Source organism: Celeribacter ethanolicus, from assembly GCF_001550095.1.
Lineage (GTDB): Bacteria > Pseudomonadota > Alphaproteobacteria > Rhodobacterales > Rhodobacteraceae > Celeribacter > Celeribacter ethanolicus.
On record NZ_LRUC01000028.1, the window covers coordinates 1 to 16755 of the forward strand.

Genomic DNA, 16755 nt, shown 5'->3' on the forward strand with positions numbered 1-16755 from the left:
AATGCAGCCTTTGGGCGGCGCCCGGAAAGCTATGGCCATGTTCAATGCTCGGATCGCTAAGTCGCGTTTCATGCGATTGCTGACTGCCCAGCCGATCACCCGCCGAGAATGCAGGTCAAGAATAACAGCCAGGTAGAGCCATCCTTCTCGCGTCCAGACATAGCTGATGTCGCCCGCCCACTTCTGGTTCGGTTGATCGGCGTGGAAGTCCCGGTTCAGCAGGTTTGGCCCGATGTTGAACGCATGGTTGCTGTCCGTCGTGACCTTGTATTTCTTCGATCTTTCGACCCGGATGCCGTTCTCGCGCATCAAGCGGCCCACACGGCGATGACCGACGTCCAGACCGATCTCCTTCAACTCTTCGGTCATTCGCGGCCTGCCGTAGCTACCAAGGCTCAGGCGGGACTGTTCTTTGATGTGTGCAAGCGTGACCATATCAGATCGTTGTCTGCGACTGGCAGGGCGACTACGGAAGGCCCGCAAGCCACGTGTGCTGACGCCAACGACACTGCATAAACGGTTGGCTGGAAAATGGTTCCTGTGTTCCTCGACAAACCTAAATCTCATTGCTTTAGGCCCGCGAAGAACTGGGTGGCCTTTTTTAGGATTTCCCTCTCCTCCTTGAGAAGCCGGATCTCTCGTCGAAGCCGCTCATTCTCTTTGGCGAGGTCTAAATCCTCTTGTGAAACCACCTTCGTGTCTCGGTGTGCTGTGATCCATTTGTTCAGCGTCGACATGCCAACGCCCAGATCATCAGCCACCTGCTTGCGCGTCAACCCGCTGGTCAGCGCAATACGCACTGCATCTTGGCGAAATTCGTCCGTCCGTTTCAGTCCCATAGTCAGTCTCCTTTGTTCCAGTAAAGGCTATCAAAGGAGCGGCATCAAACCGTGACACGTCCAGTGCGCCGGGTCACGAAGGAAGGCGTCCTATACCATTTCTACGCTTGGCGGGGCGGTCCGAAGTTTTGGGTGTCAAGGGAACGGGAACCTCGCGATCCGGGATTTTCGTTGGCCTATGCTGAGGTAATGAAAAAGCACCAGCCTTCCGAGTACATGACATCGCACATGGTTGATGACTTCTTGGGCAGCACTGCTATGCCCAAGGGGGAGCGCACGAAACAAGATTACCGAAAATGGGCCTTGCGTTTTGCTAATGAGTTTGAAGAAGACCCCGCCAAACTATGGGAAGATCCAAGATCGCGGGGAGAGCTGAACGAGTGGCGTGCTCAGTGGAAAAATTCGCCGAAGCAGCATGACTATGCGGGCACTGTCGCCGTGCGAATTTTGAATTGGGCGCGGGGTGAAGGGAAGATCTCAGCCCACTACTGTGACCGATTGCACCGTATCTACAGTGTTGATCGAGCCGAAATTGTTTGGACCGACGCCGACCGCTATACTTTCTTGGCAGTTGCTCCAGAGTGGGTGGGGCGGGTTTTGACGCTTGCTTGCGAAACCGGCCTGCGACCAGCTGGCCTAGTTCGTCTCACGCGCGGCAATCTGGAGCAGTTTGATGGCTTGGAGCGGTTCAGGGTGCGGACACAAAAGCGTGGCCGGATCGCGCACATCCCGGTTACGCCTGAGCTGCGTAAGCTGATTGACGCGACGCCTTCTAACCAGTTTGTGCTACTCGTGAACGATCGAGGCAGTCCTTTGAAGGCCGTTTCAGCCAGTCGTGCAATTGCTCGCTATCGTGAGCGCATCAAGCAACAACTGAGTGATCCATCGCTTCGTTTACAAGATACACGTGGAACGGCCGCCACGCGGCTTCTCCGTGCCGGCTTGGCACTCAATCAGATTGCCAATCATATGGGGTGGTCGCTGCGTTATGCGGCGTCCGTAATCGAGCACTATGCCGCTGTTTCACCATCAGAAAGCGCCGAGGTTTTGGAGCTTCTGGGCCGGGAGAAGCGGCGTCGCGAGGGCAAAACTGTAAACGCAAATGTAAACGCCCACTAGCGGGCAAAATGCGGAGGACGTTAAGTGTTTGAAAATAAATGGAGGCGAGTACCGGAATCGAACCGGTGTACACGGATTTGCAATCCGCTGCGTCACCACTCCGCCAACTCGCCGAAATGGGTGAGGCGGTGTCTATACCATGGCGTCGGGCTGTGCAAGAGGCGCTTCTCCTTGTGCTCCGCATATTTTGTTCCGTGGTGTCAGAACTCAATAGAAACGCAGATCTGAGCGGCGATCGGCTGGCTCAGTCAGAGGAGGCCCGGGCGTTTCCCTGTGGTCGTCTGGGCTGGCTTCGATCCTTTCATATGCCGCTTATCTTTCCAGCAGTGCGAAGGGCACCAGACGTGGTGGTTTTGCGGAGGAGCGATATGGGATGCTTGCAGTATAGTACCGGATGCCCGTCAGGTCGATCGGGGTGGGGAACCCCATGGAAGTCAGCAGAGTTCTTGCGTCTTCGTCATTTTGGGTCTCCATCAGGACGAAATTGTGCGGAGCCTTGAGTGGTGCTGTTCCGGGACTGGGTGCATCCCAGTCGGGGCGGATCAGGGCCAGGTTTCCCGTGTAAAAATAGGTTTTCCCGAACATGGTGATGGCTTGGGTCTTTGGTGCGCTGTCTTCGATGGCCTTCGCGAGGCGCTCCATGTCCAATGCGTTGCCGGTTGTGCCGCTCAACCTGTTGGCGGCCATGGCGGTGAGTGTCAGGGAGGCAACCGCAACAGTCACCAGAAGAATGAACGCTTCCGCGCGTTCCCCGGATTTTCCCAGTGCCCATATGAACATGGCGATGCTGATTGGGATGTAGGATGGGAGGAGCCAGCGGGCCTGAAACGATTGGGTGTTGAGGGCCGAAGCCAGACTGCCGCTCACCGCCATGCCGATGAGCCCGGTGAGCAAGAGCCATTGGACGATTTGTCCGGCGGGGAAGGGTGAATTCTGTGTGGAGTGAGCGGGCACGCGGGTGATGACCCGTGCCATGCCCAGAACGATCACGGGGAAAATGAGCGCCAGAAAGCTCTGCTCTGAAAACGCGAGAAGTCCTGCGAAGGGGCCTGCCTCTGGAGAGTGGAGCTTGTGACTGGAGGCAAGTGACAGGTTTGGATGGGTGACGGACCAGAAATACGGCGCGGCGAGAAGCAGGCTTGCGATTGCGATGGACAAGACCATTTGTGGGCGGAAAATGGCGCTGCGCAGATGTCTTATGGAAAGCGCACCCAGGCCGAGTGTGCCGGCAAATAGCCAAAAGTTGTATTTGCTGAGACCGCCGGCCGCGATTGCGAGGCCGAGCGCGGCCCAGTGGCCTTTTTTTGGTCGGACGATGAGCCTTGATAAAATGTTGAGGCAGATTGCCATGGTGGCGAACAGCGCGATGCTGTGTGTGCCGGCGCGTTGACTTTCCCAGAACATGTTAGGCAACAGAAACGCACCAAGTGTCCCGAACAGGGCAAGGCGATCGGGGAGGAGGCGTTTCAGGGCGTCGAACAATGCAATGTAGAACGTGGCCAGGAGCAGGTTCTTGACAATGGTGAGAGCGAATGTGTTCGTCCCGAAAAGGCAGAAGCTGATCGCTTGGAGCCAGTTGTAGAGCGGAAGTTGTGGGCCATACCCAAGGTGAAACCCTTGGGCCATGATGATCATTTCTGCCTCATCACGTTCGAGATTTCCTCCGACACAGCTTCGTATCACGGTGTGCGCCGCGAAATAGAGGAGGATTATGGCGTTAAAGTTTTTGCAGAAAGATTTTGTCATGAACATCTTTGGCGCAGTTGGGCCAATTGCTTTTGGTAAAATAACAGGCGGGGTAATGCAGGGCGAAGCTAAGGGCGAGGCTCGTGCATGTACAGGTGTTTTGCGTTGAGAACCTGTCATGACGTATGAATTATATGTCGGAAACCGTGAGAGCAGAGCCGCTCCGGAGCGTCGTCGGGGTTTCAGGGAGGCGTGTTTCGGGCAGGATTGAGGTCAGACACTGTGCAACCGCCATTCACGCGATTTCGCGAATGCATTGGGATGTTGCCCCGACCGCAGGCTTGTGGCAAAACGGCGCGGACACGTCCTTGAACGAAAGAGTTCAGCCCATGGCAAACTTCACCCAGCTCCGTACCACGATGGTCGACACCCAGGTTCGCCCCTCCGATGTGACCAAATTCCCCATCATCGAGGCGATGCTCACCGTGCCGCGTGAGAATTTCGTCCCCGCCGGCAAACGCGAGGCGGCCTATGTGGGCGAGCATGTCGGTCTCGGGCAGGGCCGCGTGGTGCTCGATCCTCGGGTTCTTGCGAAGATGCTCGATGTGCTGAACATTCAAAACGACGAGCTGGTGCTCGATCTGGGCTGCGGGCTCGGCTATTCCTCCGCAGTGATCGCGCGCATGGCACAGGCCGTGGTCGCGGTCGAGGAAGATGCGGATCTGGCCAAGGAGGCCGCGGCGGCCCTGTCCGAGAACGGTTCCGACAACGTGATCCTCGAAACCGGCCCGATCGCCGGGGGCGCGGCCCAGCATGGGCCCTACGATGCTGTGATCCTGCAAGGCGGGGTTGAGGAAATGCCTGAGGCCATTCTGTCGCAGGTGAAGGAAAATGGCCGCATCTGTGCTATTTTTCTCGACGGAGCCCTTGGCATTGTGCGTATTGGGTACAAAATAGACGGCGAAATCACATGGCGCATGGTGTTCAACGCCACGGCACCGATCCTTCCGGGATTTGAAAAACGCGCGGAATTCGCGCTCTGATGCAGAACGTGCGATAGGCCGGGATGGCCCCGGCGTTCGAAGATAACAAAGGGGCATAAAGCCAATGAGCATGAGCAGACATTTGAAGAAGACGCTTTTCGCCGGTGTTGCGGCGTTGGGCATGATGACATCGCCGGCGGCGTCCTGGGCGGAAACGCTCGGAGATGCGCTGGCCTCGGCCTATAAGAACTCGGGCCTCCTGGAACAGAACCGTGCCACTTTGCGGGCCGCCGACGAAGGTGTGGCTTCGGCGCTCTCCGCTCTGCGTCCGATGCTGTCCTATTCCTATCAGTTGAGCAAGCAGAAGTCCTATGCTGCGACGCAAACCACCCAGGCCGACGCCTGGAGCGGCTTGAGCGATACGCTGTCTTTCGTGGCCTCGATGGACATCTATACGTTCGGGCGTAACAAGCTGTCGATGGATGTGCAGAAGGAAGTGGTGCTTGCGACCCGCGCGGCGTTGGTCAATGTCGAGCAGACCGTTCTGGCGAATGCGGTCGACGCTTACATGGGCGTGCGCGAGGCTCAGGCTCTCGTCAACCTTCGGCAAAGCGCTGTGCGCCTGAACCAGCAGAACCTCAAGGCCGCTCAGGACCGGTTTGACGTGGGTGAGATCACCCGCACCGAAGTGGCGCAATACGAAGCGCAGCTTGCCTCCGTCCGGGCCGATCTGGCATCGGCACAAGGTGAACTTTCCGCCGCGCGTGAGGCTTATAAAGTGGCCGTCGGGCATTACCCGCAGTCCCTGTCGACACCGCCGAACATCAAACTGCCGGTTGCATCCCTCGATGCGGCCGTGACGACCGCGAAACAGCGCCACCCTGGCATCATCGGGCTGCAACATCAGGTGGCGGCGCAGGATCTTGCCGTGACCATCGCAGAGCGTAACATGTTGCCGACCGTCTCCGGTTCGGTGACGCAAAGCTACAGCGACACGAATTCCGACAAGGATACGACGTCCGTGGGCGTGGGCATCTCCGGCGTGATCTATCAGGGGGGCGCAATCGCCTCCGGTGTGCGTGGTGCCATCGCCGATCGTGATGCGGTCCGTGCCGAGCTGTTGCAGACCTCCCGCGAAATCGAACAGGGTGTGCGTACCAACTGGGCGATGCTCTCGGTCTATGCGGCTGCGGAAGAAGCGTCCAACGCCTATGTGAAAGCCCAGCGTGTCGCCTATAACGGTGTGAAGGAAGAGGCCGATCTCGGCGCGTCCACCACGCTGGATGTGCTGAGCGCGGAACAGGATCTTCTGGACGCACAGGTCTCCGCCATCCAGGCCCGGATCGCCCGTGAAACCCAGGCCTATTCCGTGCTGCAGTCGCTGGGCATGCTGACCGTCGATCAGCTCAAGCTGAACGTGCCGGTCTACGATCCGGCGGCCTATTACAACGCGGTGAAAAACGCGCCGACCAGCTATGTCAGCCCGCAGGGTGAAAAGCTCGACCGCGTGCTGCAAGGGCTGATGAAACAGCAAGGCCAGTAAGCCCGAGACCTGCATTTGAACCCCGTGCGGAGATCGCGCGGGGTTTTTGCATGTTTGCGGTGGAGCGATGGAAACGCGCGGCGTTTTAACGATCTATTGTGTGTCCGCGCGAAGCTGGCTACCATTGAGGGTATGTAGGACGGGGCAGGAGTCGGCATGTCCGATGCGATGACAAATACCGAAGCGGATGAGGTGTTGGCCTCGATCCGTCGGCTGGTGGCGGAGACCCATGGTCATCGGCCCGCGCCGGTGTCCGCGCCAATACCCTCTCGCGTCTCGCCCTTGGAAGCACAGGACGCCCCCCCTGCTGAGCCGCAGGCCGACCCCGTCGCAGAGGCGCTGGTCTTGACCCCCGATTTTCGCGTGCGCCAGACCTCTGCGCCAGACGCGGTGGCTCAGGAGCCTCTGGTGCTTGAAACACCTGTGACGGTGGAAATGGCTGCCGAGCCGTTGATCCTCTCGCCCGATCTTGCCGTGCATGTGCCGGAGATTGAGGCAGCGGTGGCGCCGGAGGCCGATACCCCGACGCTCGAAACCCTGATCGCCGAAGAGGTGCAGGCACAGGCCCTGCAAGCCGGGAAAGTCGACGACAATGCGGCGCAGAGCGACTGGGCGGAGGCGCTGGACGATACCCCCGATGCGGAAGCCGCCCGTCATGTCGCGCGTCTGACGCTCGAACAACGCATTGCCGAGCTCGAGGCCGCCGTGGGCGCGCAGGGCTTCGACTGGGAACCCGACGGCTCGGAGGATCTCGAGGCGGAAATGCCACGCGAAATGCCGCGTGGTTTCACCGAACCCGGTGCTAGGGTGCTGCATTTCCGTGCCCGTGAGGCGCCGCCCTTCACGGAGGCGCCGGCCCGCGACTTTGTCAGCGATGCTCCGGTGTCCGGGCAACCGAGCGCGAATGACCAGACCCGGGACATGCCGGCGAACGAGCGGGTGGGGGACAAGGATGACGCTGCGATGAGCCAGAGCGAAGAGACGAACCCGGTGTCCGAAACGGATCGCGATGCCATCGCCGATGCCGAGGTGATCGAGGAAACCCCTGCGCCGCAGATCGGGGAGGCGCGCGAAGCTCCTGAGATTGAAACCCCGGAGGTCGAAGACCTCGGGGCCACGCCGGAAGTGGCGCATGATCCCGATCCGAGCCTCGAGGAAGAGTTGGCGCTCGCGGGCTATGCCGATGAGGACATCATGGATGAGGAAGCGCTGCGCGATCTCGTGGCGCAGGTCATTCGCGAAGAGCTTCAGGGCGAGCTGGGCCAGCGTATCACCTCCAACGTCCGCCGTCTCGTGCGCCGCGAGGTGCAGCGCGCACTCACCCTGCGCGAGTTCGAGTAAGTTCCCCAGCCCTCACGGCTCTTTCGCCAGAGCATAAAGCGCATCCAGGTCCAGATGGGCCTCGAGATGATCTGCCAGAAGGTCGAGCGTCTCTTCAACCCCGGTGTCGAAATCCGTCATGCCGCCCGAGAGGCCGAACCGTTCGAGATACGCGGCACGAAAAGAATCCGATCTGAACAGCCCGTGCAGGTAACAGCCGCGCACCCGCCCGTCCGGGCTTTGCGCCCCCTCGGGTCGGCCTTCGAGGGTGAGCCAGGCGCGTTCCATATCCGCCCCGTCCGTGCGCCCGATGTGGATCTCATAGGCCCTGACCTCGGTGCCGGACGCCAGATCGGTCGCCGTCACCTCCGCCAGCCGCTTGTCGCCCTGCATCCGGGTGCCGACCTCCAGAAGCCCAAGCGCCGCGTGCCGACCGGGGTGCCCCTCGATGCCGTCGGGATCGTCGATCCACTGCCCAAGTATCTGATAGCCACCGCAAATCCCCAAAACATGGCCTCCACGCCGCAGATGCGCCGCGAGGTCGATGTCCCAGCCCTGATCGCGGAAAAATTTCAGGTCGCCGATGGTCGATTTCGTCCCCGGGATCAGCACGAGATCGGCATCGCCCGGCAGCGCGCGCCCCGGCTCGACAATCTCCACCGTCACATCCGGCTCGGCGGCCAGCGGGTCGAGATCGTCGAAGTTGGCAATCCGCGAAAGTTTCGGCACGGCGATTTTCACCCGCCCGTCGCCGCGTGAGGCGATGTCCATCACATCCTCGGCAGGCAGGCGATGGGCGTCCTGAAACCACGGCACCGTGCCGAGATCGACCCAGCCGGTGCGCCGGGCAATCTCTTTCGACCCTTCGGCAAACAGGCTCACATCGCCGCGGAATTTGTTGACGGCAAACGCTTTGATCCGGTCGCGGTCCTCCGGCGGCAACACCGCTTGCGTGCCGACCAGTTGCGCGATCACGCCACCCCGGTCGATGTCGCCGACCAGGACGACCGGCACGCCCGCCGCCTCGGCAAAGCCCATATTGGCAATGTCGCCCCGGCGCAGGTTGATCTCCGCCGGGCTGCCCGCGCCCTCGATCACCATGAGATCGACACCGGAGGCCAGCCGGTGAAAACTTTCGAGCACCTTCGGCATCAGATTGGGCTTTTCCTTGCCGTAATCGCGGGCCCTGAGCGTGCCGACGCGTTGCCCCTGCACAATCACCTGCGCCCCCTGATCGCTTTCGGGTTTCAGAAGCACGGGGTTCATGTCCGTATGTGGCCGCAGCCCACAGGCCCGCGCCTGAAGCGCCTGCGCCCGCCCGATCTCGCCGCCGTCTGCGGTCACCGCGGCATTGTTCGACATGTTCTGCGGTTTGAACGGTGCGACCTTGAGACCCCGTCGGGTGAAGGCGCGCGCAATCCCCGCCACAAGCATGGATTTCCCGACATTCGAGCCCGCCCCCTGGATCATGATCGCCTTGGCCATGCCGTCCTCTCTTTTCTGCCGCGCGTCCTGAGTAGTGAAGCGGCCTTGAAGAGGGAAGGGGTTTTCTGATGGCACAAATACTCATGCCGCGGCAGCAAAACAAATCGGCAAAAGAAAAGACGCGCCAGCGAGCAGCATGGCGCGTCTTCTTCAAAATGGCAGAAACGGCGGCGCTTATGCGGCTTCCGCAGCCTCCTGGGCGTGACGGCGTTCGCTTTCCTCGCGCGACAGCGCGACGGAGGTACGGATGCCTTTGGAGACGAATTCCATCAGACCGGAAACGACGCGCTCACACGGGTCGATACCGGCACAGGACAGAACCTCACGGCCATCGCGAGACCGCGCCCAGCGGGCGATCTGTTCCGGGCCGTTGCCATATTTCTTGTCATCGGCAATCGCATCATCGAGCGCAGCCAGCACAACCGCAGCAAACAGCTTGCGGGCGCGTTGTCCTTGCTCGTAATTGAATGCGGTGCCATCCACGAACTCAGCCATGGTTTTTCCTTGTTTTATTGCTCTTGTCTTTCTGGCGTGCAGCGCCTTATGACAGGTTTGTGTCGATTCGGGTACGCCTGATTTGCATATCTCCTATGCGTTCACGGCATGGTGAGTGCTGGTCCGTCACCTGTTCCGAAATCTCCGCCTCCTATCGCGCCACGTGTCAGCATGCTTGTCAGCCAGCGACTCGCCAGATATAGGGTGCGCTGATCCATCTTCAACCAATCGCGTATAGTCAAATGCCCAAAATCAACGGTAACGAAATCCGCCCCGGCAACGTGCTGGAGCATGACGGGGGCCTCTGGGCCGCTGTGAAAGTCGATCACGTCAAGCCCGGCAAGGGCGGTGCCTTCGCTCAGGTCGAGCTGAAGAACCTGCGCGATGGTCGCAAACTCAACGAACGTTTCCGCTCCGCGGACAAGGTCGAGCGCGTGCGTCTCGAACAGAAGGACATGCAGTTCCTCTACGAGAGCGACGGTCTCCTGCACATCATGGACACCGAGACCTACGAACAGGTCACGATCCCGGCCGACATCCTCGGCGAACGTCGCCCGTTCCTTCAGGACGGCATGACCATCGTCGTGGAATTCCACGAGGCCGAGGCGCTGAACGCGACCCTGCCGCAAAAAGTCATTTGCAAGATCGTCGACACCGAGCCGGTCGTCAAAGGCCAGACCGCCGCGAACTCCTTCAAACCGGCGATCCTCGACAATGGCGTGCGCGTCATGGTTCCGCCGTTTGTCGGCACCGACGAGGACATCGTGGTGAACACCGAGACGATGGAATACTCGGAGCGTGCATAACGCTCCGAAGTGTCTTCAATACAGTTGAAAATCAAAGCCGCTCTCTTGAGAGCGGCTTTGTTCATTCAGAGATGACGCGATTTCAGCCCGCGCGCAGCCCGAGGATCTTGCGCGCCTGCGACGGCGTCGCAATCGGGCGGCCATAGCGTTGCGCGGCATTCACGGCCAGTTCCACCAGAGCGGCGTTCGACGGCGCGAGCGTGGTTTTGTCGAGGCGGATGTTGTCCTCCAGCCCGGTGCGCAGATGCCCGCCTGCCGCCGCCGCCCAGTCGTTGAGGTCGCGCTGATGCCGACCGATCCCGGCGGCGCACCACGGAATATCGTCGCCAAACAGGTATTTCACCGTCTCGACATAGAAATCGAACACGCGTTTCTCGGCAGGCATGGCGTTTTTCACGCCCATGACGAATTGCACATAGGGCCGCGCCCCGATCTGGGCGCGTTCCATCATCTCATGCGCCTTGTAGATATGCGACAGATCGAAAGCCTCGATCTCCGGCTTCACGCCATAGGTTTTCATCTCGGAGGCGAGCCAGTCGACGAGATCCGGCGGGTTCTCATAGACCCGGGTCGGGAAGTTGTTCGAGCCGACCGAGAGCGACGCCATCGGCGGGCGCAGGTGCAGCATGCCACCACGCGCCTGACCGGCACCGGAGCGGCCGCCGGTGGAGAGTTGCACGATCATGCCGGGGCAGTGGAGCTGAATGCCCTCCATCAACCGCGCAAACCGCTCCGGATCGGAGGTCGGTTTGCCCGCGTCGTCACGGACATGGCAATGCGCAATGCTGGCCCCGGCCTCATAGGCCGCGTGCGTGCTCTCGATTTGTTCCGTGATGGTGATCGGCACGGCGGGGTTGTCCGCCTTCGTGGGCAGCGAGCCGGTGATCGCCACACAAATGATACAGGGTTTGCCCGCGACATCGCTCATGATCGCCTCTTCCTTTCCATATGACGGCCCCGAAACGGTGGCCTGCAAATCGCCTCCCAAACGGCGGATGAGGGTATCATGCCGCCGCCTGAGCGGATTGAACAGAAAAGAGTTTTCGATTCAGTTAAACGGTGAGCGTGGCATCACCGGCCCTGAGCACGCCCTTGGCGCGGTCGAACCGCAGATAGGCGATGGCGCGCCCGCCCGACTGGGTGAAAAGCGTGCCGGCGGTCTTGCCGTCCTCGGTGACGATCTCTGTGCCGACAGGCGCGTGGCCTTCAATGTCGACGGTCGTGAGCCCCTTGCGCAGCTCGGTCTTGTGCTTCATCCGCGCGGTGACTTCCTGACCGACATAACAGCCCTTCTTGAAATCGACGCCGTGCAGCCGCTCGAACCCGGCCTCAAGGATGAACGTATCGGGCGTCAGTTCCGCGCCGAATTCGGGGATGCAGAGCGCCACACGGATCGCGTCCCAATCGGCCTCGACCGAAGGCCGCCCGTCATAGGCGCGCCAGCCCATCTCAGGGGCGCGCGGGTCCTGAAACGCGCCTTCGGGGGCAGGGCCGGGACCCCGCGACACCGGGCGATCCGTCAGCGCAAGCGCCACCTTGGCGCGGAGTTTGTACATTGTGAGCCGCTTCATAAGCATCTCGGCTTGGGAGGCGGGCACGTCCATCAGGATCGCCTCGCCTCCGGGCACCAAAAAGAAATCGACGATGAATTTGCCCTGCGGCGTCAGAAGGGCCGCGTAAACCGCGCCGTCCTCAAGACGCTTCACATCGTTGGTGATCAGCCCCTGAAGGAAATGCAGCCGGTCTTCGCCGGTGATTTCAATGACTTTCCTGTCGTTTTCCGTCGCCACTGTGTCGCCCCTGCACTTTCTCGCCTTGTGCCTCTTCATATAGGAAGGGGAAACCAAACGAAAAGCTGCAACCTTGCCGGACCCCCTATGCGCGCGCCGATTTCCGTCATCATCCCGACCCTGAATGCCACCCCCGGTTTGCGCGAGACGATGCTGTCCCTGATGGAGGGGCTGGACGCCGGGTTGGTGCGCGAATTGATCCTGACGGATGGCGGATCGACGGACGGGGTGGAGAAGATGGCCGATTTCGTCGGGGCCGAACTGGTGATCGGCGAGGCCGGGCGGGGCAGGCAGCTCAAACGCGGAGCGGAGCGGGCCGAGGGCGACTGGCTTTTGGTGCTGCATGCCGACACATGGATGCCCGAAGGCTGGGCCGAGGCGGTGGTGCAGCATCTTGCGACATCCTACGACAAGGCGCTGGTGTTTTCGCTGTCCTTTCGTGACGCCAAAGGCTTTTGGCCGAAGATGACGGCGGGCTGGGCCAATCTGCGTACCAAACGCTTCGATCTGCCCTATGGCGATCAGGCTTTGCTGATCTCGCGTGAGCTGTACGACGAAACCGGCGGCTATGCCGATATGCCCCTGATGGAGGACGTCGATCTCGCCCGCCGCCTCAAGGGCAAGATCGTGCTTAGTCCTTTGCGCGTCCGAACAGACCCATCACGTTACCGAACATCCGGCTGGTGGCGCCAAGGAGCCCGGAACCTTTTCCGTCTTCTCCGTTTTCGCCTCGGGGCCGACCCCGCGACGCTTTCACGGGGCTACCGTCGATGACCGTGCGCCCGTCGGAATATTGCAGCCGGTAAAGATCGGCATACAAGCCGCCGCGCGCCAGCAATTCCTCATGCGTGCCTTCGTCCACCACGCGGCCCTTGTCCATCACCACGATCTTGTCGGCATTCTTGATGGTCGAAAGCCGGTGCGCGATCACCAGGGTGGTGCGCCCTTCCGAAAGCTTCTCAAGCGCTTCCTGAACGATCTTCTCCGATTGTGCATCGAGCGCCGAGGTCGCCTCGTCCAAGAGCAGAACCGGACGGTCGCGCAACACGGCGCGGGCGATGGCCACACGCTGCCGCTGCCCGCCCGAAAGCCCGGAGCCACGCGGCCCCACCGGCGTGTCGAGCCCGTGGTCGAGTTGGGCGGCGAAATCGGCGACATGGGCGGTGGTCAGCGCGGCCTTGAGTTTGGCCTCATCGGCTTCGGCCCCCATCAGCACGTTGTCGCGCAGGCTCTCGTCGAACAGAAGCGCGTCCTGCGAGACCACCGAATACAGCCCGCGCAGGGTCTTCAGATCGAGCGCGGTCGTGGGCACGCCGCCGATGGTGATCTTGCCGGTCACCGGATCGGCAAGCCGCGTCATCAGGTGGAACACCGTGGATTTGCCCGCGCCCGAGGCGCCCACGAGCGCCGTGGTCTTGCCCGCCTCCGCCGTGAAGGTGGTGCCGCGCAGCACCGGGCTGTCGGCATAGGCGAAGCCGACATTCTCGAACCGGATATCGGCACGCGACGGTGGTACCGGCAGGGCGGTGGGCTGAGCCGGAGAGGTGATCTCCGGGCGCTCCTCGAAAATGGCATAGATGCGCTCAAGGGACGCGCGCGCCGCCTGCCAAACGCCGGAGACGTTGCCCAGCCGACGGAGCGGTTCGAACACCAAAGCCATGGCGGTGAAGAACGACATGAATTCGCCGACGGTCTTGGTGCCTTCGATGATCTGATGACCGCCGTAAAGCAGCACGCCAAAGAACCCGAGCCCCGCCACGAGGTCCATCAGCGCGGGAATGCCCGCCTGACCGGCCTCGGATTTGATCTGGGCGCGGACCATCTGGGAAATTTCGTCGTGGAACCGACCGGCTTCGCGCTTTTCCGTGCCCGAGAGCTTGATCGTCGTGGCGCCGTGGAAAATCTCGTCGAGCCGGGTCGACACCCGTGCTGAGGCGACCCGGGCGATCCGCGTGGTGCGCCGCACCAGCTTTTGCAACATAGTCACCGGCACCGCCAGAAGCGGCGTGCCCGCCACCGCAATGAGGGTCCAGCGCCAGTCTACTGTGATCGCCACGGCAAGCAGCGACACGAGCGAGATGATGTCGCGGGCGACCACGGCCAGGATCGTGCCCCAGACGGTCGCCGCCGCCGAGGAATCGCCCCGCGTGCGTTCGATCAGCGTGCCGGGCGAATTGTCCTGAAAGAACTTGCCGTCGAGCGTCAGCATATGCGCCACGAGATCGCCCTGAAGCGCCGCTGCCACCTTTTGCCCGACGCGTGACATGATCACGCGCTGCCCGAAAGACGCCACGGCGCGCAGGCTGAACACGCCGAACACCGCCAGCGCCACCCAGAGCACCGCGCTCGATTGTCCGGCGACCAGAACCTTGTCGAACATTGGCTTGATCAGATAGGACAGCGCACCCAGCATCGCGCCTTCAGTCGACATCAGCAGGATCGCGATGAAGACATAGCCGAGATAGGGCTTGAGATAGCCCCGCCACAGCCAGGAAATCAGCTTCAGCGACGGAATCTCGGGGATATGGTGCTGTGGAATGGGTTTCATGGGAAGGACCGGAAGGTTTTGAATTCTCGGGCGGCTTCGCGGTCGTAACGCGTCAGGAACCACTCGCGGATCGGCATCGGGCCATGGGCTTCGACGTCCTTTTCATACATCCCGAGGATGTAATCGAGAACCCCGGTCTTGGTGCTCTTCAGATGCATGAACCGCGGCGACAGCATCTTTTTCGCGTCCTTGATCGAGGCGCCTTCGCAATGCAGAAGATAGAGCGCCGCCGCCATCCCCGCCCGGTCTGCGCCGGATTTGCAATGGATCAGAAAGGGTTTTTCGAGCGAGGCCAGAATGTCGATCTGTTCGACATAATCCGCGCCCCTGAGCGCCGTGCGCGCGCCCGCTTTCTTGGTGATGACAAGGCGAATGCCATGTTCCTCGCAGGCTTGGCGTTCCAGAAGCGTATAAGACACATCCTTGTCGCCCCGAAGCGACAGAATCGTCTTGATCCCCATTTTCGCATAGCGCGCGATGCGTTTCGGCGACGGCTGGTTCGACCGCCAGGCACCCGGTGCGAATTCATGGAGATTGGTCCAGATCCCGCGCAGGAAGGCATGGTCGAACAGATGGAAATGCCACATCGCCAGCCGCCTTGTGCGCGGCGTCGAGATGTCATTGCCAAAGGCGCCGACCTCGGCCCGTTCGAGTTTCTTGAACCCTTTTTTCAGCGTCTTGAACATACGGGACCGTTTCATCATGGATCGCGCCTCTTTAGCTTTCTTTCACCAATGGGGCAAGCGACGGGCTCTGCGCGGCTCGGAGCCATGCGCGGAGCCGCGCCGTTTTGCAAAGCCGCGCACCCGATGTGACGCGGCGCAGCATTGACCTGCGCCCGTGGGGGCGTTACCGCTTGGACCTCTTTTGCTTCGAGGTTTTCCATGTCACTTGCCAACGGTCGCCACTATCTCGCCATCCCCGGTCCCTCCGTGATCCCCGATCCGGTGTTGCAGGCGATGCACCGTCCGGCGCCGAACATCTACACCGGTGAGCTGGTCGAGCTGACCCATGGCCTCGTCCCCGATCTCAAGACCATCGCGGGCACCAAGGAACATGTGGCGATGTATATCACCAACGGCCACGGTCTCTGGGAAGCCTCGCTCACCAATATGATCTCCCGTGGCGACAAGGTGCTCGTCTGTCTCACCGGCAATTTCGGCCATGGCTGGGCCGATGTCGCCCGTCGCCTCGGCGCCAATGTCGAGACCATCGAATTCGGCAAGCACGCGCCCGTCGATCCGGCCCGTCTCGAAGAGGCTCTGCGCGCCGATAAATACCACAAGATCAAGGCGGTGATGACCGTTCATGTCGATACGGCCACCTCCGTGCGCAACGATGTCGCCGCCATGCGCAAAGCGATCGACGCCGCCGGTCACCCGGCCGTTTTCGCGGTCGATTGCATCGCCTCTCTGGGCTGCGACCGCTTCGAAATGGACAATTGGGGCGTCGACGTGATGATCGCCGCCTCGCAAAAAGGTCTGATGACCCCTCCGGGCATGGGCTTTGTCTGGTTTTCCGAGAAGGCCCGCGTGGCCGGGCAGGGCAACGATCTGCGCACGCCTTACTGGGACTGGGAAACCCGTGCCAAGCCGGTGCATCTCTACGAATATTTCGACGGCACGCCGCCGACCCATCACCTCTACGGTCTGCGTCAGGCGGTCGATATGATCCTCGATGAGGGGTTGGAAAATGTCTGGGAGCGTCACGCGACGCTGGCGCGCGCCTATTGGGCGGCGGTCGACACCTGGGGGCAGGGCGGCAACCTGCGCTTCAACATCGCGGAGCCGGAATATCGCTCGCATGCCGTGACCACGCTCAGCCTCGGCGGGCCGGACGGTACGCGTCTCCGGGAATGGATGACTGAACATCTCGGCATCACTCTGGGGATTTCGCTGGGCTTCGGTGAGATCGGGTCGGAAGAGGCCGCGGGCTATTTCCGCATCGGTCACATGGGCCATATCAACGCGCATATGGTGCTGGGCATCATCGGCGCGATGGAAACCGCGTTCACAGCCCTGCAAATTCCGCATGGCACGGGGGCCTCGCGCGCCGCGGCAATGGTTCTGGCCGAGCGGGTCTGATCTTGCGCTCGACAGCCAAAACGACAAAGGCGCCCTTGGGCGCCTTTTCCTTTGGTC

The 16755-nt window shown here is 61.2% G+C and carries 13 protein-coding genes, 1 tRNA gene and 2 pseudogenes; 7 read left to right on the forward strand and 9 right to left on the reverse strand.

Annotated features, from left to right (window positions below; all coding sequences use genetic code 11):
- A pseudogene (locus NH195_RS21190) lies at positions 1-839 on the reverse strand (IS3 family transposase); the annotation flags it as partial.
- A 171-nt stretch (positions 840-1010) separates the two neighbouring features.
- On the opposite strand from NH195_RS21190, the gene NH195_RS11140 reads away from it, so the two are divergent.
- Positions 1011-1958: a tyrosine-type recombinase/integrase gene (locus tag NH195_RS11140; protein ID WP_238379748.1), complete on the forward strand. Its 948-nt coding sequence runs from the start codon at positions 1011-1013 to the stop codon at positions 1956-1958.
- A 39-nt stretch (positions 1959-1997) separates the two neighbouring features.
- Here the strand turns inward: NH195_RS11140 and NH195_RS11145 are convergent.
- Both NH195_RS11145 and NH195_RS11150 read right to left on the reverse strand, forming a co-directional pair.
- Positions 1998-2071 (reverse strand) — tRNA-Cys (locus NH195_RS11145).
- Positions 2072-2270: 199 nt separating this feature from the next.
- Positions 2271-3704 carry an ArnT family glycosyltransferase gene (locus NH195_RS11150; protein ID WP_162265870.1) on the reverse strand — a complete coding sequence of 478 codons (1434 nt, stop codon included), beginning with the start codon at positions 3702-3704 and terminating at the stop codon, positions 2271-2273.
- Positions 3705-4033: 329 nt separating this feature from the next.
- On the opposite strand from NH195_RS11150, the gene NH195_RS11155 reads away from it, so the two are divergent.
- The 3 genes from NH195_RS11155 (at position 4034) to NH195_RS11165 (ending at position 7511) form a co-directional block, all read left to right on the forward strand.
- Complete coding sequence (locus NH195_RS11155; protein ID WP_066706830.1) at positions 4034-4687, forward strand: protein-L-isoaspartate O-methyltransferase family protein; 654 nt, start codon at positions 4034-4036, stop codon at positions 4685-4687.
- 70 nt (positions 4688-4757) lie between these two features.
- Complete coding sequence (locus NH195_RS11160) at positions 4758-6170, forward strand: TolC family outer membrane protein (RefSeq protein WP_081423903.1); 1413 nt, start codon at positions 4758-4760, stop codon at positions 6168-6170.
- Between the two features lie 156 nt (positions 6171-6326).
- The gene (locus NH195_RS11165; protein WP_066706839.1) at positions 6327-7511 is read left to right on the forward strand and encodes a hypothetical protein; all 1185 of its coding nucleotides are present in this window, start codon (positions 6327-6329) and stop codon (positions 7509-7511) included.
- A gap of 12 nt (positions 7512-7523) precedes the next feature.
- On the opposite strand, the gene NH195_RS11170 is transcribed toward NH195_RS11165, so the two are convergent.
- Together NH195_RS11170 and NH195_RS11175 are read right to left on the reverse strand one after the other, a co-directional pair.
- On the reverse strand, positions 7524-8975 hold the full coding sequence (locus NH195_RS11170) for a cobyric acid synthase (RefSeq protein ID WP_066706842.1): 1452 nt from the start codon (positions 8973-8975) through the stop codon (positions 7524-7526).
- A 174-nt stretch (positions 8976-9149) separates the two neighbouring features.
- Positions 9150-9470 carry a DUF6280 family protein gene (locus NH195_RS11175; protein ID WP_043868949.1) on the reverse strand — a complete coding sequence of 107 codons (321 nt, stop codon included), beginning with the start codon at positions 9468-9470 and terminating at the stop codon, positions 9150-9152.
- A gap of 242 nt (positions 9471-9712) precedes the next feature.
- Here NH195_RS11175 and efp point away from each other — a divergent pair, with 242 nt between their 5' ends.
- Positions 9713-10276: an elongation factor P gene (gene efp, locus NH195_RS11180; protein WP_066706844.1), complete on the forward strand. Its 564-nt coding sequence runs from the start codon at positions 9713-9715 to the stop codon at positions 10274-10276.
- Positions 10277-10358: 82 nt separating this feature from the next.
- On the opposite strand, the gene NH195_RS11185 is transcribed toward efp, so the two are convergent.
- Positions 10359-11204, reverse strand: coding sequence for a 3-oxoadipate:acetyl-CoA acetyltransferase (locus NH195_RS11185; RefSeq protein WP_066706845.1), 846 nt, complete (start codon positions 11202-11204; stop codon positions 10359-10361).
- A gap of 124 nt (positions 11205-11328) precedes the next feature.
- On the reverse strand, positions 11329-12066 hold the full coding sequence (ygfZ, locus tag NH195_RS11190; RefSeq protein WP_238379749.1) for a CAF17-like 4Fe-4S cluster assembly/insertion protein YgfZ: 738 nt from the start codon (positions 12064-12066) through the stop codon (positions 11329-11331).
- Between the two features lie 87 nt (positions 12067-12153).
- On the opposite strand from ygfZ, the pseudogene NH195_RS20840 reads away from it, so the two are divergent.
- Positions 12154-12771 (forward strand): annotated as a pseudogene (locus NH195_RS20840) (glycosyltransferase); the annotation flags it as partial.
- On the opposite strand, the gene NH195_RS11195 reads toward NH195_RS20840, so the two are convergent.
- Together NH195_RS11195 and NH195_RS11200 are read right to left on the reverse strand one after the other, a co-directional pair.
- A complete protein-coding gene (locus tag NH195_RS11195) occupies positions 12698-14614 on the reverse strand; it encodes an ABC transporter ATP-binding protein (RefSeq protein ID WP_066706847.1) in 1917 nt (638 codons plus the stop codon). The pseudogene NH195_RS20840 and the gene NH195_RS11195 overlap by 74 nt on opposite strands.
- The gene (locus NH195_RS11200) at positions 14611-15318 is read right to left on the reverse strand and encodes a phosphatase domain-containing protein (protein WP_066706849.1); all 708 of its coding nucleotides are present in this window, start codon (positions 15316-15318) and stop codon (positions 14611-14613) included. The genes NH195_RS11195 and NH195_RS11200 overlap by 4 nt, the downstream gene beginning before the upstream one ends.
- A 180-nt stretch (positions 15319-15498) precedes the next feature.
- Here NH195_RS11200 and NH195_RS11205 point away from each other — a divergent pair, with 180 nt between their 5' ends.
- The gene (locus NH195_RS11205; RefSeq protein ID WP_066706851.1) at positions 15499-16698 is read left to right on the forward strand and encodes a pyridoxal-phosphate-dependent aminotransferase family protein; all 1200 of its coding nucleotides are present in this window, start codon (positions 15499-15501) and stop codon (positions 16696-16698) included.
- The last annotated feature ends 57 nt before the right edge of the window (positions 16699-16755 follow it).